This window comes from Syntrophales bacterium (genome assembly GCA_023229765.1).
Lineage (GTDB): Bacteria > Desulfobacterota > Syntrophia > Syntrophales > UBA5619 > DYTH01.
This window is the reverse complement of sequence record JALNYO010000011.1, coordinates 39,793-65,460: the sequence shown is the minus strand read 5'-3', so window position 1 is coordinate 65,460 and position 25,668 is coordinate 39,793. Positions and strand designations below refer to the sequence as shown.

Sequence of the window (25,668 nt, the reverse complement as noted above, 5' to 3'; positions counted from 1 at the left end):
GTCAGGGCGCCTTTATTTCCTGAAGCAAGTCAAGGAGCGAATCCACCTTTGAGCGCACGGCATCCTTGTCTTCCTTTAACCCCTCCAATTTCGAATTAGCCTCTTCCAACTCACTGGTCTTATTTTGAAGTTCTTCCTCCAACTCGAGATTTCTCTTCTTCAGCAGGGCATAATCACCCAACAGACCGCTTATCTTGCTTTCCAGCTCGGAAAATTTCTGAAATTCCACGGCTCTTAAAATCTCCTTTTCAGTTAATATTATTATCATGCCGGAAAAAACTCCGACACTGCAAAATTCGGCGCGATTATGCCGGGATGCCATCGGAAAGTCAAGGAATTATTTACAGGAATTATCGGCAGGCGCTTGACTCATTTGTCACTTTCAATCGCCAAAAAGTAGTTGTGCAGGGCCGTTATTGCCGCTTCCCGGCTGCTTATCTTCCCTGCCGCCTCCCGAAACCGGGCGCCCCCTGTAAGTCCTTTTGTGTACCACAGCAGGTGCTTGCGAAAATCACGGACTCCGGTCTGTTCTCCGTAGAAATCAGCGACCAGAGCCAGATGGCGGATAATTATCTCCTCTCTTTCTGCAAGGGTGGGCGGCGAAAACGTATTTCCTGCGAGAAAAGCTAAGGTTTCGGCGATAATCCACGGGTTTCCCAAAGCTCCCCGGCCGATCATGGCGCCGTCGCATCCCGTTTCCTGAAACATCCTCGCGGCATCCTGGGGTTTGCGGATATCCCCGCTGCCGATAACAGGAATCCCGATCTGCCCTTTCAACGCTGCAATCAAATCCCAGTCCGCCCGGCCGCTGTAACCCTGGTCGGCGGTGCGGGGGTGGAGGGTCACGGCATCGCATCCGGCATCCTCGGCAAGCTTGCCGATCTCCAGGGCGTTTACCTGCCGGCCGCTCCATCCGGAACGAATTTTTACCGTAAAGGGCAGGGCTGTCGCCTTTCTTACCGCTTGCATAATCGCCGCAGCGAGTTGGGGCTCCTTCATCAGCGCTGAGCCGGCGCCGGCTTTGGTCACCTTTTTTACCGGACATCCCATATTAAAATCTATTAAATCGGCCCCGTGCTGTTCGGCGATTCTTGCCGCTTCGGCAATAACTTCCGGGTCATTTCCGAAAAGCTGCACCCCGAGTGGGCGGTCAAGGGGGCTGGAAGCGAGATACCGCAGGGTCTTGCCCGTTTTCCTGACCAGTCCGACCGCGCTTATCATCTCGGTATAGGCGAGGTCGCAGCCGAACGAACGCACAATGGTGCGGAACGGCAAATCCGTGATCCCCGCCAGCGGGGCCAGAAAAATCGTGCTTTTCAGTTGCAAATTACCTATTTTCATCTGAATATTTTTACTATCCATAACAATGCCGTCGCAGGGTCTGCAAAATAGTTGCGCTTCTGCTTGGCAAAGCGGGGAAGGCAGAAAGCGAATAATGTTTGAGACAATTGCAAAACCATTTGTCATTCCCGAATGTCTCTATCGGGAATATGGTTTTTCAAGCAGTTAGAACCAGATTCCCGCTCAGAATCGTTGCGGGAATGACAAGAATGGGGAATTTTGCAATTACCTCGTTTGCGTAAATTTTTCAAAGGCTGCGCCGTCAGGGTAGATTGGCAAGGACAAGAGCCGCTCGCTGCAGGTCCTCCGGAGTGTTGATCCCTGCGACTTCCGCCGGATCAGAAACCAGCAAAGAGGTGGCCAACAGGCCATTTTTACAGGCAATTTCAATTATGTCGGTGAGGTAATACTCCCGTTGCGCGTTTTTGTCGCCGAGGCTGGCGACGGCAGTAAAAAGGAAGGGGCTCTCAATGCAGTAGATGCCGGTGTTTATCTCCCGAACGAGCTTTTCCTCGGCGGTCGCGTCCTTCTCCTCAACGATTCTGGCCACCTGGCCATCTCCCGTTTTTATCACCCGGCCATAACCGGTCGGCTTATCGACAACCGTCGTGAGCACTGTGACCACTGCCCGGTCGTTTCTACGCTTCTCGTAAAGGGCCCTGATGGTGGAAGGCCTGATGAGCGGAACATCGCCGCACAGGATGACAACCTCTGCGCTTTGTCCCTGAAACGCCTCCCGGGCCTGAAGCACGGCATGTCCTGTTCCCAAGAGCTCCCGTTGTTCCACGAAAATCAAATCCGACTCCTGAAACAGCGCGCGAATCCGCTCCGCCTGATGGCCGATCACCACAACGATTCTGCTGGAACCGGCTTCCCGCGCCGCCTTGATCGGCCAGGAAAGCAGCGGAACGCCGCCGAGGGGGTGCAATACCTTGGCAATATCCGATTTCATCCGCGTACCCTTGCCGGCCGCGAGAATAATGGTCGAAAATCCCGTTTTTTTGTCGATCATCAATAACCTCTGAATAAGTTAGCTATTTCTTTGGGAAATATTTAACATTGCCGATATCTTTAAAATCTGCATCCTGAGTCCAGAGCAGGGCTTTGAATGCCTGCGCGGTTGCGAGAATGATGCTGTCCGCCATCGGCAGACTATGCTCGATGCTGAGTTTTGCAGCGGCGATCGCCAATTGCGCGTTCAGACCTACAACCGTTCCCTTCTGCATGGCAACAACCGCCTGCAGTGCGTCATCCTCGCCGGTTTCCCGAAGAATGACCTTAAAAACCTCATATATGGTTACCGTTGGGACAACGAGTACCGCTGAATTGCTCAGCGGGTTCATGAAAGCATCGGCATTAGGCTCATCCGCGAAATAGGCAAGCCAGCCGGAAGAATCCACGACATTCATACCCTGTCTGCCTCTCGTTTGAATTCCGTATTGATGCCCTTGAGGAAACCACGGAGTTCCTTGATATCCCGCTCGGGAATAAATTCAATTCTTCCGGCATATTCAATAACCTGCATTTTTTGGCCCGGATGGATGTTCAATGCCTCCCTGGTATTTTTTGGTATAACAACCTGATATTTTGGCGATACTGTTACTGATTGCATGGCATTTCCTCTATCGATCAATTTTGTACTACGCTATCATGATCGATAAGGTTTTGTCAATCCTGTCGGTGGTCAACTCTTAGAAGCAGATTAATTTGACTAACATCCCTTTTTCCGTTATGTAACAAAGAAAGCTTGTGCCTTTCAACCTGAATGCGTCGCAAAAGGGGATTGAAAAAAGGCGTTTTGCGATTGTTCATTGCTGTAGCAATAAAAGGAGGTAATTGCAAAACTCCCCATTCTTGTCATTCCCGCAACGATTCTGAGCGGGAATCTGGTTCTAACTGCTTGAAAAACCATATTCCCGATAGAGACATTCGGGAATGACAAATGGTTTTACAATTGCATCAAAGGAGATTACCCTATGACCAGAGTCCTGCTTGTCGGTAACGGGGCAAGAGAACACGCGCTCGCGGAGGCGATCATGCGCTCGCAACAGGCCCCTTGCCTTTACTCTTTTATGAAGGCAAACAACCCCGGGATAGCATCCCTGTCGGAAAAAATTCATCTGGGTCGCTATGACGACCCGCAGGCGATAACGGCGTTCGCTGGGGAGTGCAAAGCCGATTTCGCCTTCGTCGGTCCGGAAGAGCCGCTGAGCAACGGCGTGGTGGACGCGCTTGCGGCAAAGGGAATTCCCGCCGTCGGGCCGACCAGCTCTCTTGCCCGACTGGAAACCTCAAAGTCTTTTACGCGAAATCTGCTTGCGAAATACGGCATCGCCGGCAATCCCCGTTTCCGGAATTTCACGACAATGGACGGAATTCCGGAATTTCTCAACGAGCTCGAAGAGGTTGTCCTCAAGCCGGACGGCCTTACCGGGGGCAAGGGGGTGCTGGTCCAGGGGGATCATTTTCATGAAAAGGCGGAGGCAATTAAGTTCTGCCGTGAAATCATCACCGCACATCCAGGCGTTACCATTGAGGAAAAGCTGGAGGGGGAGGAGTTTTCCCTGCAATGTCTGTGCGATGGCTGGACGGTCGTCGCCACTCCGCCGGTGCAGGATCATAAACGGCGTTTTGTCGGGGATCGCGGCCCGAACACTGGGGGGATGGGCTCCTATTCCGGCGCCGACCATCTTCTGCCGTTTCTTGCTGCCGATGCCGTTGCCGATGGTCTTTCGATCACCCGCAAGGTGGCCGAGGCGCTGAGGATAGAAACGGGAACGCCCTACAAAGGGGTGCTCTACGGCGGGTTCATGACAACCAGCTCCGGGGTACGGCTTATCGAATACAACGCCCGTTTCGGCGATCCCGAGGCGATGAACATCCTCCCGCTTCTGCAAACCGATTTCATTAAGCTCTGCGAGGCGATTATAACCGGCCGGCTGGAGGATCTTGACGTAAAATTCGAGGGCAAGGCTACGGTCTGCAAATATGTCGTTCCGCAAGGTTACGGTCTTGCGGAACGCGGTTCGGGTGATACGTCCCGAGCTGCCCGGATCGAAATCGGCGACACAACGGGGGCAAGGCTGTACTACTCCTCCGTTGACCAAAAACCGGACGGGCTCTACATGACATCGTCACGGGCGATCGGGGTGGTCGGAATCGCCGCCGACATTGCCGCTGCGGAAAGCATTGCGGAGGGCGCCGTCCAGGCGATCCGGGGGCCGGTTGATCACCGCCCGGACATCGGCGGCGCAGAGCTTATTCAGAAACGCATCGATCACATGAAAAAACTGAAAAATGTATTTTAAGATAAAAGGCAGGGATGGCCACAACTGCCGTTTCGGTAATCTACACGGGAGGTTATGATGCAACAAAATCAGATAAAACGGGCGCTGATCAGCGTTACGGACAAAACGGGGATCGTCGAATTCGCCAGGGGCCTTCAGGAATTCGGCGTCGAGATACTCTCTACCGGCGGCACCGCCGCGCAATTGCGCAACGGTGGGATTGCCGTTATCGATGTATCGGATTACACTGGGTTCCCGGAAATGATGGACGGCAGGCTCAAAACCCTGCACCCTAAGATCCACGGCGGCCTGCTGGCGCTGAGGGACAACGCGGGGCATCTGGAAGCCTTGAGAAAACATGGAATCGGTCTGATCGATATGGTCGTCATCAATCTCTACCGTTTTGAGGACACAGTCGCCCGGGCGGGCTGCACGCTTGCGGAGGCGATCGAAAACATCGATATCGGCGGGCCGACGATGCTGCGCGCCGCGTCCAAAAACTACCGCTTCGTGAGCGTTGTCACCGATCCAGCCGATTACCCGAAAATTATCGCCGCGATGCAAGAAACGGGGGGCAGGATCTCGGAGGCGACCAACTTCGAACTGGCCAAAAAAACCTTCCAGCTTACCGCGCGCTATGACGGGGCAATTTCCAACTATCTCGGACTGCTTGCCGCCGGCGAAGAGGAGAAAAAGGATTTCCCCGACACCTTCACGTTTCAGTTTGCCAAGGCGCAGGAGCTCCGCTACGGGGAAAATCCTCATCAGAAAGCGGCCTTTTACCGGGAGAACAACCCCAGCCTCTCCGCGCTTTCCAACGCACGGCAGCTCCAGGGAAAGGAACTCTCCTACAACAACATCATGGACAGCGACGCCGCCTGGCAGGTCGTCTCCGATTTTTCGCTCCCTGGGGCGGTGATCGTCAAACACGCCAATCCCTGCGGCGCCGCGACTTCGGATGGCGACATGACGGTGGCCTTTCAGAAGGCGCTCGCGGGCGATCCCGTCTCCGCCTTTGGCGGCATCGTCGCCCTGAACCGTCCGGTGGATGCCAAAACGGCCCAAGAGTTGATTAAAACCTTTTTTGAGGTGATTATTGCCCCCGCTTTTTCCTCCGAAGCGGCAGAAATTCTGGGAACCCGTCAGAATGTCCGGGTTCTGGAAATACCCGCCGCGTGCGACAGGCGCACCGCCGGCCATGATTTTAGACGGGTGATGGGCGGATTGCTGGTGCAGGAAAGGGACAGCGCTGAATATGACATCAAAAAGGCCCGCGTTGTTACCCGGCGCAGCCCTACCGAAATTGAATACCAGGCGCTCGATTTTGCCTGGCGGATCGTCAAACACGTGAAATCCAACGCGATTGTCTTTACAACCAGCGATCAGCTTGTCGGATTCGGCGCCGGTCAAACCAGCCGGGTTGATTCGGTCAAGCTGGCGATCATGAAGGCGGTCATTCCCACTTCCGGCTGCGTGGTCGGCTCGGATGCCTTTTTTCCCTTCCGCGACGGGATAGACATCGCCGCCCGAGCGGGAATCACCGCGATCGTCCAGCCGGGAGGCTCGCTGAAGGATGAAGAGGCGATCAAGGCGGCGGACGAGCACAACATCGCCATGCTGTTTACCGGCATGAGGCATTTCAAACACTGATAAAAATTTATATGAAAATCCCCCCATCCCCCCTTTGCCAAAGGGGGGATGGGGGGGATTTTCATGCTTGGTTGTGCCCGCTTCGGGCATGGGGGTTTATCAACATTAAACGTCGTTTTGAGGTGAAAATATGCCAAAAAAAGCAGGTGTGCTGGTCAGCGTTGTAATGGGAAGCGATTCCGATCTCCCCGTTATGGAAGAGGCAGCAAAAATTCTGGAGTCTTTCTCCGTTTCTTATGAGCTTTTTCTCACCTCGGCGCACCGGACACCGGAACGGACAACCAAATTTGCCCGCGCCGCCGCCGGACGGGGGATTCGGGTAATCATCGTCGGGGCGGGGGCCGCCGCCCATCTTGCCGGGGTGATCGCCGCGCAGACCCCGCTACCGGTGATCGGAGTGCCCATCGATGCCACCTCGCTCCACGGTCTTGACGCGCTGCTGGCAACGGTCCAGATGCCCGGCGGAATCCCCGTGGCAACTATGGCTATCGGCAAGGCCGGGGCAAAAAACGCCGCCCTTTTTGTTGTCCGGATACTGGCCGGGGAGAATCCGGCCCTTGCTGCAAAGCTCGACGCCTATGTTGTAAAGATGGCCGAAGATGTAGAGAAAAAACAGCTCCACCTCAAAAAGTGACATGACGATTCTGCTTACGATCGATCCCCGGAATCCGGAACCGGAGAAAATCGCCGCGGCCGTTGCCATTCTTAAGGATGGCGGCGTCGTCGCCTACCCGGCGGAGACCTTCTACGCCCTGGGTGCGGCTGCAAACAATGAAAACGCGGTTGAGAAAATATTCAACATCAAGGGGCGGGCCTTCAACAATCCCCTTGCGGTTATAGTTGCAGGCGAAAATGATCTGCTTCCTCTCGTGGCGGAAATACCGAACGGGGCGAGAATATTGATGAAGCGATTCTGGCCCGGTCCGCTCACTATGGTTTTTGGGACAGCGCCCGCTGTTTCCCCCCGCCTGACCGCAGGAACCGGGAAGATTGGAATCCGTATCTCCAGTCACCCAATCGCCGCCCTGCTTGCCCGGGAACTCGGCGCCCCTCTTACCGCAACCAGCGCCAACCTCTCCGGGGAACCGGAAAATGCCACTGCCGCAGGGGTAATGACCTCACTCGACAGTCTTCCCGATGCAATAATCGATGGCGGTGAAACGCCGGGTGCGCCCGGCTCGACCATTCTCGACGTCACCGTCTTTCCACCCCGAATTCTCCGGGAGGGGGCCATCTCCGGCAAACTGATCGACTCTGCGCTTGCAAGCGAGTCATTCTGAATCTATAATCCGCCGATTGCTTTTCCTCCCCCTTGGCGAGGGAGGGGGGAGGGGTGAGAGAGAAAGTTTTTGTTATCCGGCCGGAACGACGGATTTTACAGTCCGGCTGGTGCGCCACTGATAGAGAATCCCCAGCGCCATCATGCCGATGCCGATCAGATCGGTTACGGCGCCGGGATCGATCAAAAGCAGTCCCGCCAAGGCAAACCAGATCCGCTCCCACCATTTCATATTTGTGAAACAGAATCCGATCATTGCGACGCCGACGCCAAACATTCCTCCGCAGGCGGTGATCAGGTTGCGTACAAGGAGCAGCGGAGTTGTGCCTATCAGAATCATCGCCGGATTGTAAACGAAGATATACGGGATGATAAAGGCGCCGATTGCAAGCTTGGTGGCTGTGACCCCTGTCCAGAAAGGGTCCGCTTTGGCGATGCCCGCACCGGCGTAGGCGGCCAGCGCCACGGGGGGGGTTATGTCCGCCACGATTCCAAAGTAAAAGACGAACAGATGCGCCGCCAGGAGCGGCACTCCCAGCATGACGAGAGCGGGAGCGGCAATCGTGGAGGTGATGACGTAGTTTGCCGTAGTCGGGACGCCCATGCCAAGAATCAGCGATGTAATCATCGTGAAGAAAAGAGTGAAAAACAGATTTCCTCCGGCAATGTCCACTATGCCGTTGCCCATTTTTAGGCCGATTCCGGTCAAGGTGACGACGCCGACGATGATCCCCGCCGTGGCGCAGGCAATGGCGACGCCGACTGCCCCTCTTGCCCCCGTCTGCATGGCGGTGACAATATCCCAAAGACTCATGCGGGTGGCTTTTTTGATCAGCCCTGCCAGGATTGACAGCCCCAGACCGACAAGGGCTGCAAAGGTCGGGGTATATCCTTCGGTCAGGACGTAGATAATGGCAAGCAACGGGACAAAAAGATGCCCCCTTTCTTTCAGGACATGGAAAAATTTAGGCAACTGGTCGCGGCTCAATCCTTTGAGACCGCACCGCTTAGCCTCGAAATGCACCTCGATAAAGATACCGAGGAAGTACAAACAGGCCGGAATGGCGGCAGCTTTGGCTATAACGACATAGGGGGTGTTGGTGAACTCCGCTATCAGAAAGGCCGCGGCGCCCATGATGGGGGGCATGATCTGACCGCCCGTCGATGCTGCTGCCTCGACGGCGCCTGCAAATTCCGGCCGGTATCCGAGTTTTTTCATCATCGGGATGGTAAAACTTCCGGATCCGACCGTATTGGCGACGGAGCTTCCGGAGACGGTGCCCTCCAAAGCGCTGGTGATTACCGCGACCTTCGCAGGCCCTCCTGACGCCCAGCCGGCGATAGAGTCGGCGATGTCGATGAAAAGCCTGCCGACCCCGGTTTTTTCAAGAAAGGCGCCAAAGAGGATGAAGAGAAAAATGAACGTGGCGGATACCCCGAGAGGGATGCCGAGGATTCCCTCCGTCGTGAAATACATGTGCGACACTATCCGCCGAATGGAGTAACCGCGATGGGCGAGAAATCCGGGGAAATAGGGGCCAAAATACGAGTACAAAAGAAATATCGAGGCAATGATAACGATCGGCAACCCCACAACGCGGCGCGCCGCTTCCAGGGTGAGGAGCACCCCGCAGGCGCCGACGATGTAGTCCATTTGAGTATAGTCGCCTCCGGCTTCCATGATGCGGGTGTAGTTGATGGTTATGTAGGCGCCCACATAAACCGCGAAGGCTGCAAAGAGATAATTGTACCACTGGAGTTTATTGAGGGTCTTTTTCGTGGTCATGGGGAAGAGAAGAAAGACGAGGGCGAAGGCAAAAGATAGGTGCACCGACCGCTGCATCTGGGCCGGAAGCATCCCGAACATTGCCGTATACACATGGAAACAGGCGAACGCAACGGCTATCCAGAAAACCAGCCAGTGGTCGAATCCGGCAAACTTCCGGAATGTTGATTCCTTGTCAACCTTTTGGAGCAGCTTCTCCAGCTCTTCCTGTGAAACTTCGGAAACCATTTCTCCAGTGCTGCCGGTATGTTCTGAAACTTTCTGGTCATTGGCCTGCTTCAGTTCACTGCTCATTTCCATAAACACCTTCCTCTGAGTGTTTGATATAATGACTGCTTTTCCACGGAAAAACGGAGGGCCTGCCCCGGTTTTGCCAGCGAGACGAAGGGAATATCCCGCCCTTTCAGATGCAGCACATGCCCGGCCACCCGCCCCACAAAAATGGCAACATCGGGAACCAGACGATTGACCGTGTATTCGAGCCAGCCATCCGGGCCAACCCGGAGGGGGTTTTCAGGCGAAGAAACCTCCGGCATCCCGGCTCCGAAGGCGTCGTAACGGGAACGGACAATCCGGAGTTTTGTTCCTTCAATTCGCAGATAATCGTAAACCGGACGTTTGTTGACCGAATGAATATAGAAAACCGCCCATTCCTCTGCGTCGGTCATGCGGGCACAGAGAACTGTTTGATCCTGCTTGACAGTTTTGACGACCAGAACGATTTGCGTGGGTATCATAAAAAAAAACAGCATGCCGAGGACTGCTACAGCAATTAACGCCCCCGGCATGATTCTTTTCAAACCTTTGATGAAAATACGGAGAAGATGGGGCTGTTCCATTCCCGTCTTTCCCCGATCATTTCATCATTCCTTTTTCTTTGTAGTACTTGATCGCACCCGGATGAAAGGGAATGGAAACGCCGGAAGACGCGGTTTTCAAACTCAGTTCCTTCCCCTTTGCATGGGACATGGCGAGTTCACTCTGGTTTTCGAACATCGATTTCACCAGGTTGTATACCAAATTAGCTTTCAAATCGGTGCTGGCGATGAGAACCGCGTTTACTGCTACAGTCTTCACCGGACCGGTCTGGTTTTTATATGTGTTGGCCGGGATGGTGAAGGAGCTGAGGAAGGGATATTTCTTGACGATGAGGGCGGCCTTGTCGTCGGCGATGTTAATGATCTTCACGCTGTGCTGGGCGCCAATATCCATGATCGCGGCGTTGGGAATGCCCGCCGTGACGATGAACGCGTCGATGTGTTTGTCCTTGAACTGCTCGGCGCTTTCGGCGAACGAAAGATACTGCGCCTTCACATCCTCTTTCTTCAGGCCATAGATGTCGCAGAGCTGACGGAAATTGGCTTCGGTGCCGCTTCCGGGAGCGCCGACTCCGATCTTCATCCCCTTCAGATCATCGAAACTATCGATCTTGCTGTCTCCCCTTACTACCACCTGGATCACTTCCGGATAGAGAACGGCCAAGGCAGCCATCTTGGTCAGTTTCTCCTTGAACGCCTCTTTGGCGTTGAAGGCAAAATCGACTGTATCGCTCTGGACGATAGCCAGTTCCGCTTCATTGCGATTCACAAGACGCACATTTTCTACGGAAGCTCCGGTTGCCTGGGCGGTAATGTTCATCCCTGGAACTTTGGAATTCCATATTTTGGCCAGAGCGCCGCCAAACGGGTAATAAGTCCCGGCTGTGCCACCGGTGGCAAGCACCATATTCTTATCAGCGGCGCCAACCGTTGCCGCCGTTCCGGCTGCCAGCAAAACAGCCGCACACACGCTCGCCAACTTTTTTACAAAGCCCTTTTTCCCTTTTTCCATAGCTTTTTCCTCCTTTTTTATTAAGAAATGCGTCTGAGACGGATGCGAGTATAGGGACAAGCGTCAGGTGTGTCAAGAGGATTGTGTGTTGACATTGCGAGCTTCCGTCAATATATTCGAACATGTGACAGAAGTGGTTCTGATGGTTTTTTTTATTACGTTCAGGAGGTGAAGGCAGTGCCGATACATGAGTTTAAATGTAGAAAATGCGGAAAGATATTCGAATATCTGTGCATTCGCAGCGATGACAAGTATCATGTTGTTTGTCCGGAATGCGGGCACGAAAAAACAGATATCCAGTTGTCAGCTTTTTCATGTTCAGGAAGCGGCAGTGCAGCGGGGGCGTCATCGTCCTTTTCTGCGCCCTGTCATTCTTCCTGAGGGGGATGAACCAACACTGCGGTTCGCAGTGTAAAACCGGAACGAAGGATTATTATTCGGCAAGAAGGAGGTTCAAGACTGATGGTTCACGAGGTTACAGATAACAATTTTCAAGATGTGGTTATCAAGGCAGAACTGCCGACGCTTGTTGATTTCTGGGCGCCCTGGTGCGGTCCCTGCAAGAAGATTTCCCCCGTTGTCGAAAAACTGGCTGAAGAATATGCGGGAAAGGCCGGCTTCTGCAAGATCAACGTTGACGAGGCGCCGGAAACCGCGATCAAATACGGCATCCGCAGCATTCCAACCTTGATGGTTTTCAAGGGCGGCGAAAAGGCAAATCAGGTCATCGGCGCCGTTCCGGAGGCGAAAATCAAGGCAATGCTCGACGAACAAATGTAAAACTCCATATCAGTAATCATAACCCTGCTCGCCTTGGTTCGGTGAAGAAGCCTCGCTTTCCGCACTGCCCCCGATTGTGCCGAGCATCTGCTTGAGAGCTAACGGTTTGAGTCCGTAAAGGAGCGAGTAGTAAACGGCGTTGGCCAGAACCTTCTTTACGTAAAGGCGCGTTTCCGTAAACGGGATTGATTCGACGTAGATCGCCCCTTCCAGCGGTTTGGCGTTTCGCCACTTCTCGGCGCGGCGTGGTCCGGCGTTGTAAGCGGCCGCGGCAAACGCATAATTTGCGGAAAACCGTTTCATTATGCCGCGCAGATAGGACGTCCCCAACTCGATATTTACCTCCGGCCTTGTCAACATCGCGTTATTGAACCCAGCCATACCGATTTTGCGGGCGGTGATGCGCGCTGTTTCCGGCATCAACTGCATCAGCCCCATTGCCCCGGCCGGCGACCTGGCTTCGGCAGCAAAGAGGCTTTCCTGTCGTGCAAGCCCCAGCACCACTGCCTCTTCGAGATTACAATTGCGGGCATTCTTTATGAGGATATCTTTGTAAGGCGTCGGATAGCGCAGCGCAAAATTGTGTTCGGAAGACGTCAGCTCCGCCGTATTGGCCGAGCGATCCCAAACGCCGTTTATTCTTGCCAGCTCTGCCGCCGCCAGCAATTGTCGATCTCTCAGCGAACGCAAACCCCACCGCCACTCCCTGGCTGCTTCCGTTCGTAAATTGAGCCGGTAGAGGGCAAGCGCCCTCTGAAGGGCGGGGCGTCCGGCAACCTGCGATAGCTCTTCCCTGGTTGACTCTGCCGCCTGGGGGGGCATCGGCAACGGAATCCCCAATTCCTCGGCGGCCAACAGTCCATAGAAATCATAACGACCGGAAATCTTCTTGAAAAGATCCCGGCCTGCTTCGTTGTTTCCAGTCATGCCAAGCGACCGTCCCATCCAGTATGTCCAGGCTGATTCGTTGCGCAGCGAGGCGGTCATGCCCTCTATCGCGCTTTTTACCTCAGGCCAGTTTTCCTGTCTTAGCGCGATGCGCGTTCGCCAGACAAGCTGTTCCCCGGCAAGCGCTTCCTTCTCGCCCTTTTTGAACCACTCCAGTGATTCCGGAAGGTGACGGCGGGCGCCTCGCGTGGCGAGATACGCCCATAAGCGCTGCTGATCCTGCAGGGAAAGGATTGTTTTGAGCTTGTCTTCCAGCAGGGTTGCGGCGCCCGGCAAGTCGCTGCGGGCCAGAGACAAAAGGGCAAAAAAGGCGAGTTCCGCACCTTTCGCAGTTTTGAGAATTGCTTCATCCTGCGCCAGGAAAGAGGCCGGGTATCGAAAAGCCTCCTCAATCTGTTTTGCGCCCGGCAGATCATCTGCGAACGCCAGCTCCCTGGTACGCCGCGCAGCTGAAACAAGATTCTCCATCAGCAGCCGCCGCAGCCGCGCCTCGATGTCCGGGGCGGAGAGGCGGCCGGCGTTGACCAATGCCGCGGCGACCGGCAGGCATCCCTCCGGCAAGGAGCGCGGGGCATTCCAGAAGCCTTTGAAGTCAGCAGTTAGGCGATCGTTTATCCCCTGCCGCTGCAGACTTTCCTGGAGGGCGTAGCATTTGTTTTCGGAATCGGCCCTCGGCAAAAGCGGGAATTGCAGTCGGAACTGCTCCCACCTGCCTTGTTTGCCCAGTTCATGCAGCCACTCCTGCCGCAGCCGCTCGGCGAGCACGGTTCCTGCGTATTTGTCAAAAAAGTCATTAATTTCTTCAGGTTCAACATCTTTGAGCCGCAGGCTGATTGCCCAGTAGCGAACGTATGCTGCAAGGACATGGTTCCTTGTTTTTTCGATTTGACCGGCTATAACAACCCCATCGCGGGCCAAAAAGGCCCGGTAAGCGGCGAGTACCGCTTCGTCGCCGCTCTTTTCTCCCGCTGCCACCGCCGCAAACGGCAGCAGCAAGACCAAAATAACCGATACTGTTGCCCGCAGGATTGCCGTCATTCAAATATCCATGGATCCACGGCGCGGCGCCAGGAAACAAGTTCGTCTTGTTTAAACCACAAAGCCGCCTCCGTTGCGCCGTTTTCCGGGCTGTCGGAGGCGTGGGTAAGATTGCGGCCGACCTCCAGCGCAAAGTCATGGCGGATCGTCCCCGGCGCCGCCTCCAGAGGACGGGTGGCCCCCATCGTCTGCCGGATTGCCGCAATCGCGTTCGGCCCTTCCCAGACCATCGCCAGCACCGGCGAGGCAGTTATATAGGCGATCAGTCCCTCATAAAAGGGCTTTCCCCTGTGAATGGCATAATGCTCCTCGGCAAGTTCCCGGCTTACCTGCATGAACTTTGCGCCCACAAGAAGCAGCCCGCGTCTTTCCAGGCGGCTGATGACCTCGCCTGTAAGACCGCGCTGCACGCCATCCGGTTTTACCAAAACTAAAGAACGTTCCATTTTTAACCTCCAGTTTTTTTATTGGAAAAAATTACATTAAACCTTGCGAGACTTTGAAAAATGCCCCCCACGCTGTCATTCCCGCGCAGGCGGGAATCCAGAAGACCTTGAAAATACTGGATTATGAACATTAAGCTTCGCTTTCCCGTCTTCACGGGAATGACAATAAAGAACATTTGTAGAGAAATTCAAAGGTCCTCTTGCCGCAACAAAAAATGGTTTCCGTCCGTGCCGGGACAGATGAACCTGGCAATTGCATGCGGCTGACAGTTACTCCGCAGGCCGTTGCCCCTGGCAGAGATAACCTGTGTCTTCAAGCAGGTCCCGGCCCAGGGCGGCTTGAGTCGCCAACCTGTCGCAACGCTCATTTTCCCTTGTTCCGGCATGGCCGCGCACCCAGACAAACTGCACCCGATGGCGATCGCAGAGCTCCAGTAGCGCCGCCCAGAGATCGGCGTTGACAGCCGCCTCCTCTTTTGTGCGCATCCAGCCTTTTGCCCGCCACTTTTTTGCCCAACCCTTTTCGATCCCGTTTACCACATACTGAGAATCGCTGTGGAGAACAACGGCGGCTGAATCGGTCAGTGATTGCAACGCGGCGATGCAGGCCATAAGCTCCATGCGGTTGTTCGTCGTCAGCCGAAATCCCTGCGTCAGCTCCCTGCGGCTGCTCCCGTCCATCACCACCGCCCCGTATCCGCCCGGTCCCGGATTCCGCTTGCACCCGCCGTCGGTGTAAATGATGATTTTTTGCGCTGGCGCCTTAACAGGTGCAACAATTTCAGGCGCAGTGTTCGTATCCGCCGTTTCAGTTCGCCTGCCTTTACCTGTCATGACAGGTTTTGTGGCAATAGCTGCTTCAGTTCGCCTGGCCGGCGTCCCCTTTTTTTGCCATACTTCCGCCTCTTCCCGGCTGCCGAATCCCTGGAAAAGGGCGTTTGCATATCCCCTTACCTGTTCCTCTGCCCCGCCGGGGCCATACCATGAGTTATAAATGCCGGGGCAAAAACCACGAACAACGGCATAGTATTTCTTTTTACTTCCCATCCGGCATTACCTGAAACTTATCCAACCCACACGACTTTGTATTCAAATCCCCCCATCCCCCCTTTACCAAAGGGGGGATGGGGGGGATTTTCATGCTTCGTTGTGCCCCACGGGCATGGGGGTTTATATGCAAGTGGAGATATTTGTTTTCACCATCGTGCCTCCTTTAATACAATCCTCCATATTTTTCCAGAACTGTTCGCAAAAAAAAAGCCTCCCAATCATAGAATCTATCCCCATCACTGCCGGAGCGGCTATTAAACGATTGACTTCAACTGTTCAAGGTGATAGGAGAACCTCCTCTTGCAAAGGGAAGGGTGGGGGCATGCTGGACATAAAATACCTCAGACAAAATATGGAGTTTGTTGCCGCAAAGATGCGCGAGCGGGGACAGGGGATGAACTTTGAGCGGTTCTCCTTCCTGGATGCCCACCGGCGGGAACTGCTGCAAGAGGTAGAGCAGTTGCGCGGCGAGCGCAATGCCGTTTCCCGGCAGGTTGGCGAAAAGAAGAAAAATGGCGAGGACGCGACAGAAATAATTGCCCGGATGGGGGATGTTTCGGCGCGGATCAAGCTCCTTGATGACGACCTCAAAAAAACGGACGAGGATCTCGACCGCATTGTCATGACGATTCCGAATATCCCCCACGAATCGGTTGTTTGCGGGAAGGACTCCAATGACAACCCGGTCGTTCGCTTCTGGGGCGAGAAACCGCAATTTTCTTTCGCGCCTCTTCCACACTGGGAAATCGGGGAAAACCTCAAAATACTCGATTTTGCCATGGGGGCGAAGCTTACCGGGGCGCGCTTTACCCTGTACCGGGGGTTGGGGGCAAGGCTGGAGCGGGCGCTAATCAACTTCATGCTCGATCTCCACACGCAAGAGCACGGTTACACCGAGATGCTCCCCCCGTTTATCGTCAATCGGGAAAGCATGACGGCCACTGGACAGCTCCCCAAGTTTGAGGAAGACCTCTTCAAGCTGGAAGGGCTTGACTATTTTCTGATCCCGACGGCGGAGGTTCCCGTCACCAATATCCACCGGGGGGAAATTCTTGAAGAGGCGGCGCTCCCGATTTGTTATGTGGCCTATACGCCCTGCTTCCGCGCGGAGGCCGGCTCTTACGGCAAGGATACGCGGGGGCTGATCCGTCAGCACCAGTTCAACAAGGTCGAACTGGTGAAGTTCTCGAAACCGGAAGATTCGTACAATGAGCTGGAAAAACTGACATTAAACGCCGAAGAGGTATTAAAAAGGCTGAATATCCCCTACCGGGTGATCAATCTTTGCACCGGCGATTTGGGCTTTTCAGCCGCCAAGACCTATGATATAGAGGCGTGGCTTCCCGGGCAGGAATCCTACCGGGAAATATCCTCTTGCAGCAATTTCGAGGATTTTCAGGCGCGCCGGGCCTCAATCCGCTTCCGGCGGGCAGAAACCGGCAAGGCGGAGTTGCTCCACACCTTGAATGGTTCCGGACTGGCCGTGGGCAGAACCGTTGTGGCCATCCTGGAGAATTACCAGCAGGCCGACGGCAGTGTGCTAATCCCGGAGGCCCTCAGGGCATATATGGGCGGGGTTGGCGTTATAAAGAACAAATAGTTTTAAAGATAAGAAATACATGGAGGGATGGCCGAGTGGTCTATGGCGGCGGTCTTGAAAACCGTTGACCGAAAGGTTCGCGGGTTCGAATCCTGCTCCCTCCGCCAGTACATAATCCAAGGAAGTCCAAAGAAAGATAAAAACCCGTTAGAAATAGCGGGTTTTTTCTTGTCGTTTGTCCAAAGGCGTACCATAAAGTCTATCGAAATCCGGCAGTTTTGGGGGCCGATTGCCCGACAAAAGGCCCCCAAAGAAAATGAAAAGCCCCAAAAACAGGGAGGACGCATTTCTGCCAAAAAGAATCGCGCCCCTTTCTGAAGTCAAAGTACGAACCGTGAAACCTCAAAAGAAAGAGAGGCAATTGTAAAACGTTTTGTCATGCCCGAAAGCGGAGCTTAATGTACACAATACTTTTATCAGGCATCCATAATTTTAGGCAGTTACAAGCTTGATTATGAACATTAAGCTTCGCTTTCCCGCCCAGAAGCGTCGCCGGAATGACAGAATTGGGAGTTTTGCAATTACCTCATACAATCTGATTTGGGTTGTGCCTCCCGATAGCGATAAAATTCAAGACCGGGAGAGAGATATGACAAAAGAAGAACGGCACGCCCAGTGGCGGGAGATCATCGAGGGCCAGCGGACAAGCGGGATGACCATCGCCGCCTATTGCCGGGAGAACCAGATTCCGACAACATCTTTTTATACCATAAGGCGTAGGCTCAAAGAGCGGGAGGCCGTAACCGGCGGCTTCCTGGAATTGAAGACAGCCAGGCTTGTGCCCCCCGCGTCCTCCGGCATCCATCTCCGCTTTGGCAATAACCTCTACGTTTAGGTTGAACGGGGCTTCGATCCTTTCACCTTGCGCCTGGTCGTTGAAACGTTGAACGGTGGCTTGCGATGTTCGGCCTGACGGCGGCCACCCGCATCTATCTGTACCGTGGCGTCTGCGACATGCTGCGGAGGATTATGAGCCATCCGGTCAGTCGTCTGCGGGAGTTGCTGCCCGATGTCTGGAAACCGCTCTCCAAGGATAAGCGCGGCCTGCTGCTTACGGAAAATGCCTGAGATGCGCCTATAGCGTTCCTCGCCTCACTGCACCTTGCTTTTTAAAACCATTTCCCCTATACAGGCTGTCAAAGATCATGCCGTCACTGGAGTTGTCTATCGCTGGCGGCCGTCTTCTACCGCGACTGCAAACACTTCGCAAGGCGGGTTCATCGGACGGTTACGGTATTAGGCCAAAACAGGTTTTACAGACAGAAGGAGACATGGAGATGCAAAGAGAGTTTAGCCGGGGAACGTCGGGAGGTTTAGTGCTGTTTGTATTGTGCGTCTTGGTTATTTTTTCTGGATTGGTACCTGGAGAGGCGCGTGCGTATGTGCAGGATGATCTGGACTACCTGAACGATAAAGGGGAATGCAGTGTGGGTTATCTTGACACACCCTGCGACCTGAGTGGGGCTAATCTAAGCGGGGGAGCGTTTGCAGCGGCGGACTTTAGCGGGGCTAACCTGAGTGGCGCCAACCTGAGCGGAGCGAACCTGACGAATGCCAACCTTACCAACACAAACCTGACCTCAGCCAACCTGAGCGGAGCGAAATTGAACGGGGCAAAACTGTTCCAGGTAAAGCTGACAGGGGTAAACCTATCCGGGATAAATCTGCCTGATCTGAACCTGGCCGGGGTCAACTTAGGCGCAGCAGACCTTTCCAATGCCGACCTGAGTCGCGCAAACCTGAACAAGACAGGGCTCAGGGGCGCAAAACTGTTCGGAACTAAGTTGGGCAGTGCCGACCTGAGAGGCGCCGATCTAAGAGAGGCGGACCTCAGATGGGCGAATCTGAGCGGGGCAGATGCCAGTGGCGCCAATCTGAGCGGTGCTTACCTGTATGCGGCGAACCTGACTGCAGCAAATCTAACGGGAGCAGTCCTTGACAATGCTCAACTGGCCGGCGCCATGTGGACCGACGGAGTGATTTGCGGCAACGGGTCCATCGGAGCATGTACCGGGGTGTTTAGGCAGGCGGACGTGGACAGGCTCCTGAGCACGAATCAATGTCCGAACGGCCACCTGGCTGGAGCAAACCTGGCCGGGGCAAATCTGGCCGGGGCGGACCTGAGCGGGGCAGACTTGGCCGGGACGATCCTTTCCCGGGCAAACCTGAAGGGGGCAAAACTTATATCCGCAAGCCTCGAGGGGGCTAACCTATATGCCGCTGACCTGACGCAGGCAGACTTGGGCGGGGCCATTCTAAACGGGGCAGATCTCCACGAGGCATTCCTGGCTAACACAAACCTACAAAGAGCGTCAATGTACAAGGCCAATCTAACCCAGGCATACCTACCCGGAGCGAACCTGGACGCCTCAAACTTACAAGAAGCAAACTTGAGCTACACCAATCTGAGCAAAGCAATTCTCACGAGTGCGAACATGAAATGGGCCTATATGCCCTATGCAAACCTGTCTCAGGCAAACCTGAAACATGCAGAACTAGATGGCATAAATCTAGCTAACGCTGACCTTAGTGGGACAGTATTAGAAATGGACGGCACCAATGGCTATGAAGGAGTGAACCTATCAGGCGCAAGGCTGACAGGTGCTACTATCGTCGGATTTTTGCGATTTTGGAAGTCAAATCTGAGTGGGGTAAATTTTGCAGGTCTAACCCTTGATCTGGGGTTGAATGATTCAGATTTGAGGAATGCAAATCTGAACGGTATAAAACTTGCCAGTGATCGAACTTATTGGGGGACTACAGACTTTACTGGAGCAGACTTGACCGGGCTATCATCTTACGGCGAGGTCTTATTTCCGGGCTCATCCCTTGCAGGGACTAAGTTGGCTGGAGCAAATCTTCCCTTGGCAGACATGTCCGGAGTGAACCTCAGTGGGGCAGACCTGAGCGGGGCAAACCTAGGAGGGGTAAATCTTAGTGGGGCAAATCTATGGGGGACTGACTTGCATGGGGCTAACATATCAGGGGCGAACCTGCAAGGAGCAAGCTTGGCAGGGGCAAACCTGCAAGGAACAAACCTGCAGGGAACAAACCTGCAGGGAACAAACCTTAGCAATGCTAACTTACAGGGAGCAAACCTCTCTAAGACAAACTTGAAGGACGCGAATTTGACCGGGGCAAATCTGCTTAGAGCAGACGTGACCGGGATAGACCTGAGAGGGGGAAACGTTACTTGGGCAACATGGGTGGATGGATCCTCATGCACTTGGGGTTCTATCGGCAGATGCCTAAAGAGCGTTAAGCCATCCTCGTCCACCGGCACTATAGCATTTGATTCGCTCACGCCGGAACTCTCCCTGCCCGGGGAAACGGCCTCTGCGGCAAAGTTCTTCGCCGGCGCCGTGAAGTCCGCCTTTGCCGCGGTGAAGTCTCTCGTCACAACGTCCCCGCAACCCTTAGTCCTGAAAACAAGATACTTCGTTCTTTACGAAGGCGAGAAGCCCCTTCTTGCCATAGAGACCACCGGCCTGAGTGTCAAGGTGATCGAAGGTGTGCTCCATTACGAGGGAAACTACCAGTACTATGTACTCGACGTCTCCACGACAGACGAGGTCATGGATGCAGTGGGTCCTATTTCGTTCACCACCCCTGCCAAACCGCTGGATGAAGATGACTTCGGGAATCCTCTTATCGCTCAGGGGCTGAAAGATGCGCAGGGACGTAACATCCCCCTCGCCGATACCAAACTCAGCACGCTCATCGCCGCAGGCAAGGATCTTTTATCCCAACAGGGCACACTCACGGCCATAAGGGGGGCAGCCGGGGCAATAAAGGATCAGAACAGCAAGACTCTTGCCACGATGAATACGAATGTCGTGCGTGTCGTAGGCTCCAAGGGCGGCCAGGGCGCCGCGGTCATCATAGCCGCATCGGATGCCAACCTCATGGAAACGATACGCCCCCTGACCGATTCCGGATACTCTATGGACAAGGGCGGCAACCTGAAACCCGATGTTACCATTGCCCCTTCGAACATCAGCCTTCCCCTCGGCCTCTTTGATTTTTCCGTCAGTATCGCCAACAACACGAACCGCACCGACGTGGTGATCATTCCTCCCGCACCCTTTGCCGCCGATACCAAATGGTACAAGGTAGGCACGGACGGTACCCTCAAGGAATATCCAAACTTCAAGGTCGATGCGCTGGGAAACGGCATCCTGACCCTTTATGACAACGACGAGTGGGACAAGAATCCCGCCTTTGGCATCATCAGGGATCCCGGAGGACCGGGAGTTGTATCGACAACAGATAGCGGCGGGAAAAGCGGTTGCTTCATTGCCACCGCCGCTTACGGCTCGTACCTCCATCCCTTCGTGAACATCCTCAGAACTTTCAGGGACAGGGTGCTACTGGTTTCATCTACCGGCAGTTCCTTTGTCGAATGGTACTACCGAGTATCGCCGCCGATCGCCGACGTTATTTCCCGGCACAGTGTGTTGAGTGCAGCTGTGAGGATATTGCTTTTACCTGCAATCGGAATCGCCTGGCTCAGCCTCCAAGTTGGATTTATCCCAGTGGCACTTGCGCTTCTTTTCGTCTGTGCCCTTCTGACCTTGGGAATACGTAGCGGCCGGAGAAGACCTTCAACTCCTTCGATATAGCTTCCAACCATATAGACGCCTGTTCTGAATGACGTGCAGGCGTCTATTTTTTTATACCATAAGGCGTAGGCTCAAAGAGCGGGAGGCCGTAACCGGCGGCTTCCTGGAATTGAAGACAGCCAGGCTTGTGGCCCCCGCGTCCGCCGGCGTCCATCTCCGCTTTGGCAATAACCTCTACGTTGAGGTTGAACGGGGCTTCGATCCTTTCACCTTGCGCCTGGTCGTTGAAACGCTGAACGGTGGCTTGCGATGTTCGGTCTGACGGCGGCCACCCGCATCTATCTGTACCGTGGCGTCTGCGACATGCTGCGGAGGATTATGAGCCATCCGGTCAGTCGTCTGCGGGAGTTGCTGCCCGATGTCTGGAAACCGCTCCCCAAGGATAAGCGCGGCCTGCTGCTTACGGAAAATGCCTGAGATGCGCCTATAGCGTTCCTCGCCTCACTGCACCTTGCTTTTTAAAACCATTTCCCCTATACAGACTGTCAAAGATCATGCCGTCACTGGAGTTGTCCATTGCTGGCGGCTGCCTTCTACCGCGACTGCAAATACTTCGTAAGACGGATTCATCGGACGCTTGCCAAGTATTTGCTCCACGTCTTTCAAAACCAGTCATAGATGAAATCGACAAAGTTCTTGCACAGCACTACGGCTTCACCGACGAGGAATTGGACTTCATCATCAACTACGACATCAAGTACCGCATGGGAAACACCAACGTTGAAAATGGCGATGACGAATAAAGGGGGAAAGGCGATCCTTATGTTTAAACCGAAATACAAATACTCGGATCAGATGATTGGTCTTTTAACCCGGATAGCCGCGGCAAGGGAGGTTATCCTCGGTTCACCGCTGATTCCCCGGTGGGAAATATCCCTGCGCCGGGAGGCCATTGTTCGCAGCGCACATTCCTCGACCAGCATTGAGGGAAACAACCTGTCTTTGGAGCAGGTAAGCGATCTTGCCTCCGGGCGCAAAATTATGGCCAAGCGAAAAGACAAGGAAGAAGTTCTTAATTATATTAGTGTATTGGAAAAATTAGATACCCTGTCCACAAATGGTGAAATTTCGGAAGTGAACATAAAAAATATCCAGAAACTGCTGACGGTCAACACTATTGACGACCCTCGGGATTGCGGCGCTTACCGCAGTGAGACCAATAAATATGTGGTGGTGGGCAACCGGCTGACCGGTGAAATATCTTTCCGGCCGCCCGCCAACATAGAAATCCCCCAACTGATGCAGGATTACGTGCAATGGTTTAATTCAGATAAGGCCCGCGGGCTTGATCCGGTTATTATGGCGGGTATTGCCCATTATGAATTTGTCCGGATTCATCCGTTTGTTGACGGCAACGGCAGAACAGCCCGCGTCATCGCGGCCCTGATTCTCCGCTTACGCGGTTTTGATACCAAACGGTTTTTCTGTCTGGACGACTACTACGATATGGATAGGACAGAATATTACAAGGCATTGCGGGCCGTTCATCCACAAAAGCGCGATCTGACCGGCTGGCTGGAATATTTTGTGGAAGGTGTAGCGGTCAGTATTGATGCCGTGCGCGAACGCGTTGTTCGTTTGAGCACGGAGCGCGTCAAGACGAAAAATAAAGGCCAGATCGCCCTGACGGAAAAACAAATGCGGATTGTGGAATACATCAATAAGCACGGCAAAATGAATAGCGGCGACGTGGCAGCAATGTTTAAAACAAGCAGGCAGGCGGCTCTCAAGGAAATCGGCAAGCTGGTTGATCTGGAAATTGTCAAACGCGAAGGTCAGGCCAGAGCCAGCTATTATGTGATGCGATAACCGGTTGTCGATTTGGTTGTCGATTTGGTTGTCGATTTTGTGATCTGGGCGATTTACCGTATCCCTAAATATGGGCTTGCATCTTGTCACGGGTGATGGTAACTTGCGCATCGAAAAAACGGCGGTGGTTTTTTGTTTTGGGGGTATCGAATAAATTTACATCTAATTAATTATTTTGATATTAGATAGTTGGATTGTTAATTCCAATCCTGCTCCCTCCGCCAGTTATAAAAGTCCGATTTCAGCATCGGCAAGAAGACATAGAAAGATCACGGAGAGATGGCTGAGTGGCCGAAAGCGATCGCCTGCTAAGCGATTGTACGCCCCTTAAAGGTGTACCGCGGGTTCAAATCCCGCTCTCTCCGCCATTTTTTACCGAGCGGAAAATAAAAAAAGGGAGACATTCCGTCTCCCCTTTTTTTTGCTGTAAGAACTGATGTTACACCCAGCCGCGAACCTTCATCGCTTCCACTACCCGTTCGACGGCGACAACGTATGCAGCCTGCCGCATGTTTACATTGTACTTTTTAGAGGTGTCGAGAACCGAGTGATAGGCGGTCGTCATCTTCTGGTCGAGGCGTTTATGTACCTCTTCCTCCTCCCAGTAGTACATGTAGAAATTCTGTACCATCTCGAAGTAGGATACCGTAACCCCGCCGGCATTGCAGAGGAAGTCGGGAATCAGGTGGACGCCGTTTTTGTAAAGAATCTCATCAGCCTCCGGCGTTGTAGGCCCGTTGGCAAGCTCGGCAACAATTTTGGCGCGGACAGTGGAGGCGTTGGCGCCGGTAATTACCCCGTCAAGGGCGGCCGGAAAGAGAATGTCAACATCAAGGGAGAGCAGTTCCTCGTCGCTGATTGATTTAGCGCCTGGGAAATCGCAGACAGTGGATGTGCGCGCCTTGTGACTTGCCACCTTCTGCGCGTCGAGGCCGTCATCGGACAGGATGCATCCCTTCGAATCGCCAACGGCGACAACCTTGGCCCCGTAAATCTTTTCGGCAAGGTAGGCAGCGTAGTATCCGGCATTGCCGAACCCCTGGACGGCGATTGTTGCCTTGGAAAGGTCAATGCCCAGTTCTTTTGCCGCCTCGCGAACCGTGACGAGGCCTCCCCTGGCCGTGGCATCGCCTCGTCCCTTGGAACCGCCGATTGCCAGTGGTTTCCCGGTAAGCAGGCCAAACTGATTTTTCCCGGACATTTTGGAATATTCGTCCATCATCCAGGCCATGATCTGGGGGGTAGTGTAAACATCCGGCGCCGGGACATCCTTGTCTGGGCCAATGATTGCCGCTACCTTATTGATATAGGCACGGCTGAGCCTCTCCAGCTCTCCCTGCGACAGTTCTTTGGGATTGCAGATTATCCCGCCCTTACCGCCGCCAAGCGGCAGATCGAGCAGTGAACATTTCCAGGTCATCCAAGCGGCGAGGGCGCGGACGGTATCGACGGTTTCCTCGGGATGAAAGCGGATTCCCCCCTTGCACGGCCCCTTCGCGTCATTGTACTGGATGCGGAACCCCTGGAAAACCTTTAGAGAGCCGTCGTCCATACGCACCGGGATCGACACGTGGAGCTCTCGTGAAGGAACCCTGAGAACTGCCTGCACTCCGGGATCGAGGTTTAGTATCTTCGCGCACTGATCAAGCTGCTGCTGCGCAACCACAAACGGATTTTCTTTTGCCATTTTTCTTACCTCCTTTGATAAATTTACTACTTCCCTTGTTTGTTAAGAACGCTCAATCATTATGGAACTACTGATATTCACTCATAGATTCATCCGGCATAAGCTACCGATGTGGACTATTTTCGCCTCAATTTTAATCGATAGCCATTACGCCGGAGATATTTATTCATCGGCCACACATTACCGTCACATCGGAATACCATTGCCGTATAAGCACGCCCTCAATTCGCGGAGTCCTTACCAAGCTCTTTGTTCCCTGTCAAGTTTTTTTAGTAAATGTATTGTATTATAGAATGGTAACATAAAACATCGCGAAAATAAAAATGCTTGACTTTAATTTACATGCTCAGCATTATCGGCAATTATGCCGGTTGTGCTACCAATTATTGCCGGATGGGTTAAATACTTTCCAGCGAATAATTGAGAGCTATTCCGGGGATCAGGAGCGCGTTTATTCCAAACTATCAAGTTGACATACCATTGTCATATATGCTTACCTGCGCCACAATAAGCTC

25 protein-coding genes and 2 tRNA genes are annotated in these 25,668 nt (G+C 53.8%); 15 read left to right on the top strand and 12 right to left on the bottom strand.

Features of this window, described 5'->3' with window-relative positions:
- Position 1 precedes the first annotated feature (1 nt).
- From M0P74_08090 to M0P74_08070, 5 genes are all read right to left on the bottom strand, one after another.
- Positions 2–229 carry a cell division protein ZapB gene (locus M0P74_08090; protein ID MCK9363542.1) on the bottom strand — a complete coding sequence of 76 codons (228 nt, stop codon included), beginning with the start codon at positions 227–229 and terminating at the stop codon, positions 2–4.
- Between the two features lie 140 nt (positions 230–369).
- Entirely contained in the window at positions 370–1,362 is a 993-nt protein-coding gene (gene dusB / locus M0P74_08085; protein MCK9363541.1) for a tRNA dihydrouridine synthase DusB, read from the bottom strand.
- A 241-nt stretch (positions 1,363–1,603) separates the two neighbouring features.
- A complete protein-coding gene (locus M0P74_08080) occupies positions 1,604–2,353 on the bottom strand; it encodes an NTP transferase domain-containing protein (protein ID MCK9363540.1) in 750 nt (249 codons plus the stop codon).
- A gap of 22 nt (positions 2,354–2,375) precedes the next feature.
- Positions 2,376–2,750, bottom strand: a complete 375-nt coding sequence (locus tag M0P74_08075) for a type II toxin-antitoxin system VapC family toxin (protein ID MCK9363539.1) — start codon at positions 2,748–2,750, stop codon at positions 2,376–2,378.
- Positions 2,747–2,953, bottom strand: a complete 207-nt coding sequence (locus M0P74_08070) for an AbrB/MazE/SpoVT family DNA-binding domain-containing protein (GenBank protein ID MCK9363538.1) — start codon at positions 2,951–2,953, stop codon at positions 2,747–2,749. Before M0P74_08070 ends, M0P74_08075 begins: the two co-directional genes overlap by 4 nt.
- A gap of 364 nt (positions 2,954–3,317) precedes the next feature.
- Between M0P74_08070 and purD the strand changes: the two genes are divergently transcribed.
- The 4 genes from purD (at position 3,318) to M0P74_08050 (ending at position 7,558) form a co-directional block, all read left to right on the top strand.
- Complete coding sequence (gene purD / locus M0P74_08065) at positions 3,318–4,649, top strand: phosphoribosylamine--glycine ligase (GenBank protein MCK9363537.1); 1,332 nt, start codon at positions 3,318–3,320, stop codon at positions 4,647–4,649.
- Between the two features lie 54 nt (positions 4,650–4,703).
- Positions 4,704–6,278: a bifunctional phosphoribosylaminoimidazolecarboxamide formyltransferase/IMP cyclohydrolase gene (gene purH / locus M0P74_08060; GenBank protein MCK9363536.1), complete on the top strand. Its 1,575-nt coding sequence runs from the start codon at positions 4,704–4,706 to the stop codon at positions 6,276–6,278.
- Positions 6,279–6,408: 130 nt separating this feature from the next.
- Positions 6,409–6,912, top strand: coding sequence for a 5-(carboxyamino)imidazole ribonucleotide mutase (purE, locus tag M0P74_08055; protein ID MCK9363535.1), 504 nt, complete (start codon positions 6,409–6,411; stop codon positions 6,910–6,912).
- Between the two features lies 1 nt (position 6,913).
- Positions 6,914–7,558 carry an L-threonylcarbamoyladenylate synthase gene (locus tag M0P74_08050; GenBank protein MCK9363534.1) on the top strand — a complete coding sequence of 215 codons (645 nt, stop codon included), beginning with the start codon at positions 6,914–6,916 and terminating at the stop codon, positions 7,556–7,558.
- A gap of 72 nt (positions 7,559–7,630) precedes the next feature.
- Here the strand turns inward: M0P74_08050 and M0P74_08045 are convergent, their stop codons facing one another.
- The 3 genes from M0P74_08045 to M0P74_08035 are packed head-to-tail and all read right to left on the bottom strand — an operon-like array spanning position 7,631 to position 11,173.
- Positions 7,631–9,643, bottom strand: a complete 2,013-nt coding sequence (locus tag M0P74_08045) for a TRAP transporter permease (protein MCK9363533.1) — start codon at positions 9,641–9,643, stop codon at positions 7,631–7,633.
- Positions 9,634–10,182 (bottom strand): DUF1850 domain-containing protein, encoded by a 549-nt coding sequence (locus tag M0P74_08040; GenBank protein ID MCK9363532.1) that lies wholly within the window; start codon positions 10,180–10,182, stop codon positions 9,634–9,636. The genes M0P74_08045 and M0P74_08040 overlap by 10 nt, the downstream gene beginning before the upstream one ends.
- Positions 10,183–10,198: 16 nt before the next feature.
- The gene (locus M0P74_08035; GenBank protein ID MCK9363531.1) at positions 10,199–11,173 is read right to left on the bottom strand and encodes a TAXI family TRAP transporter solute-binding subunit; all 975 of its coding nucleotides are present in this window, start codon (positions 11,171–11,173) and stop codon (positions 10,199–10,201) included.
- Positions 11,174–11,635: 462 nt separating this feature from the next.
- Between M0P74_08035 and trxA the strand changes: the two genes are divergently transcribed.
- Positions 11,636–11,953: a thioredoxin gene (gene trxA, locus M0P74_08030; GenBank protein ID MCK9363530.1), complete on the top strand. Its 318-nt coding sequence runs from the start codon at positions 11,636–11,638 to the stop codon at positions 11,951–11,953.
- Between the two features lie 9 nt (positions 11,954–11,962).
- Here trxA and M0P74_08025 read toward each other — a convergent pair whose 3' ends face one another.
- The 3 genes from M0P74_08025 to rnhA all read right to left on the bottom strand — a co-directional run bounded on the left by M0P74_08025 (position 11,963) and on the right by rnhA (position 15,432).
- Positions 11,963–13,939, bottom strand: coding sequence for a lytic transglycosylase domain-containing protein (locus M0P74_08025; protein MCK9363529.1), 1,977 nt, complete (start codon positions 13,937–13,939; stop codon positions 11,963–11,965).
- Positions 13,936–14,385 carry a nucleoside-diphosphate kinase gene (ndk, locus tag M0P74_08020; protein ID MCK9363528.1) on the bottom strand — a complete coding sequence of 150 codons (450 nt, stop codon included), beginning with the start codon at positions 14,383–14,385 and terminating at the stop codon, positions 13,936–13,938. Before ndk ends, M0P74_08025 begins: the two co-directional genes overlap by 4 nt.
- A gap of 270 nt (positions 14,386–14,655) precedes the next feature.
- Positions 14,656–15,432 carry a ribonuclease HI gene (gene rnhA / locus M0P74_08015; protein MCK9363527.1) on the bottom strand — a complete coding sequence of 259 codons (777 nt, stop codon included), beginning with the start codon at positions 15,430–15,432 and terminating at the stop codon, positions 14,656–14,658.
- A 325-nt stretch (positions 15,433–15,757) separates the two neighbouring features.
- Here rnhA and serS point away from each other — a divergent pair, with 325 nt between their 5' ends.
- The 10 genes from serS to M0P74_07965 all read left to right on the top strand — a co-directional run bounded on the left by serS (position 15,758) and on the right by M0P74_07965 (position 23,834).
- The gene (gene serS, locus M0P74_08010) at positions 15,758–17,035 is read left to right on the top strand and encodes a serine--tRNA ligase (protein ID MCK9363526.1); all 1,278 of its coding nucleotides are present in this window, start codon (positions 15,758–15,760) and stop codon (positions 17,033–17,035) included.
- Positions 17,036–17,056: 21 nt separating this feature from the next.
- A tRNA-Ser gene (locus tag M0P74_08005) sits at positions 17,057–17,142 on the top strand.
- Between the two features lie 482 nt (positions 17,143–17,624).
- Positions 17,625–17,870, top strand: coding sequence for a hypothetical protein (locus M0P74_08000; protein ID MCK9363525.1), 246 nt, complete (start codon positions 17,625–17,627; stop codon positions 17,868–17,870).
- Between the two features lie 65 nt (positions 17,871–17,935).
- A complete protein-coding gene (locus M0P74_07995) occupies positions 17,936–18,103 on the top strand; it encodes a hypothetical protein (protein ID MCK9363524.1) in 168 nt (55 codons plus the stop codon).
- A 209-nt stretch (positions 18,104–18,312) separates the two neighbouring features.
- A complete protein-coding gene (locus M0P74_07990) occupies positions 18,313–21,657 on the top strand; it encodes a pentapeptide repeat-containing protein (protein ID MCK9363523.1) in 3,345 nt (1,114 codons plus the stop codon).
- Between the two features lie 28 nt (positions 21,658–21,685).
- The gene (locus tag M0P74_07985) at positions 21,686–21,919 is read left to right on the top strand and encodes a hypothetical protein (protein ID MCK9363522.1); all 234 of its coding nucleotides are present in this window, start codon (positions 21,686–21,688) and stop codon (positions 21,917–21,919) included.
- Entirely contained in the window at positions 21,907–22,074 is a 168-nt protein-coding gene (locus M0P74_07980; GenBank protein ID MCK9363521.1) for a hypothetical protein, read from the top strand. The genes M0P74_07985 and M0P74_07980 overlap by 13 nt, the downstream gene beginning before the upstream one ends.
- A gap of 77 nt (positions 22,075–22,151) precedes the next feature.
- Positions 22,152–22,400: a hypothetical protein gene (locus M0P74_07975; protein MCK9363520.1), complete on the top strand. Its 249-nt coding sequence runs from the start codon at positions 22,152–22,154 to the stop codon at positions 22,398–22,400.
- 19 nt (positions 22,401–22,419) lie between these two features.
- The gene (locus M0P74_07970) at positions 22,420–23,466 is read left to right on the top strand and encodes a Fic family protein (protein ID MCK9363519.1); all 1,047 of its coding nucleotides are present in this window, start codon (positions 22,420–22,422) and stop codon (positions 23,464–23,466) included.
- Positions 23,467–23,739: 273 nt separating this feature from the next.
- Positions 23,740–23,834 (top strand) — tRNA-Ser (locus tag M0P74_07965).
- Positions 23,835–23,905: 71 nt separating this feature from the next.
- On the opposite strand, the gene M0P74_07960 is transcribed toward M0P74_07965, so the two are convergent.
- Positions 23,906–25,153 (bottom strand): Glu/Leu/Phe/Val dehydrogenase, encoded by a 1,248-nt coding sequence (locus M0P74_07960; protein ID MCK9363518.1) that lies wholly within the window; start codon positions 25,151–25,153, stop codon positions 23,906–23,908.
- Between the last annotated feature and the right edge of the window lie 515 nt (positions 25,154–25,668).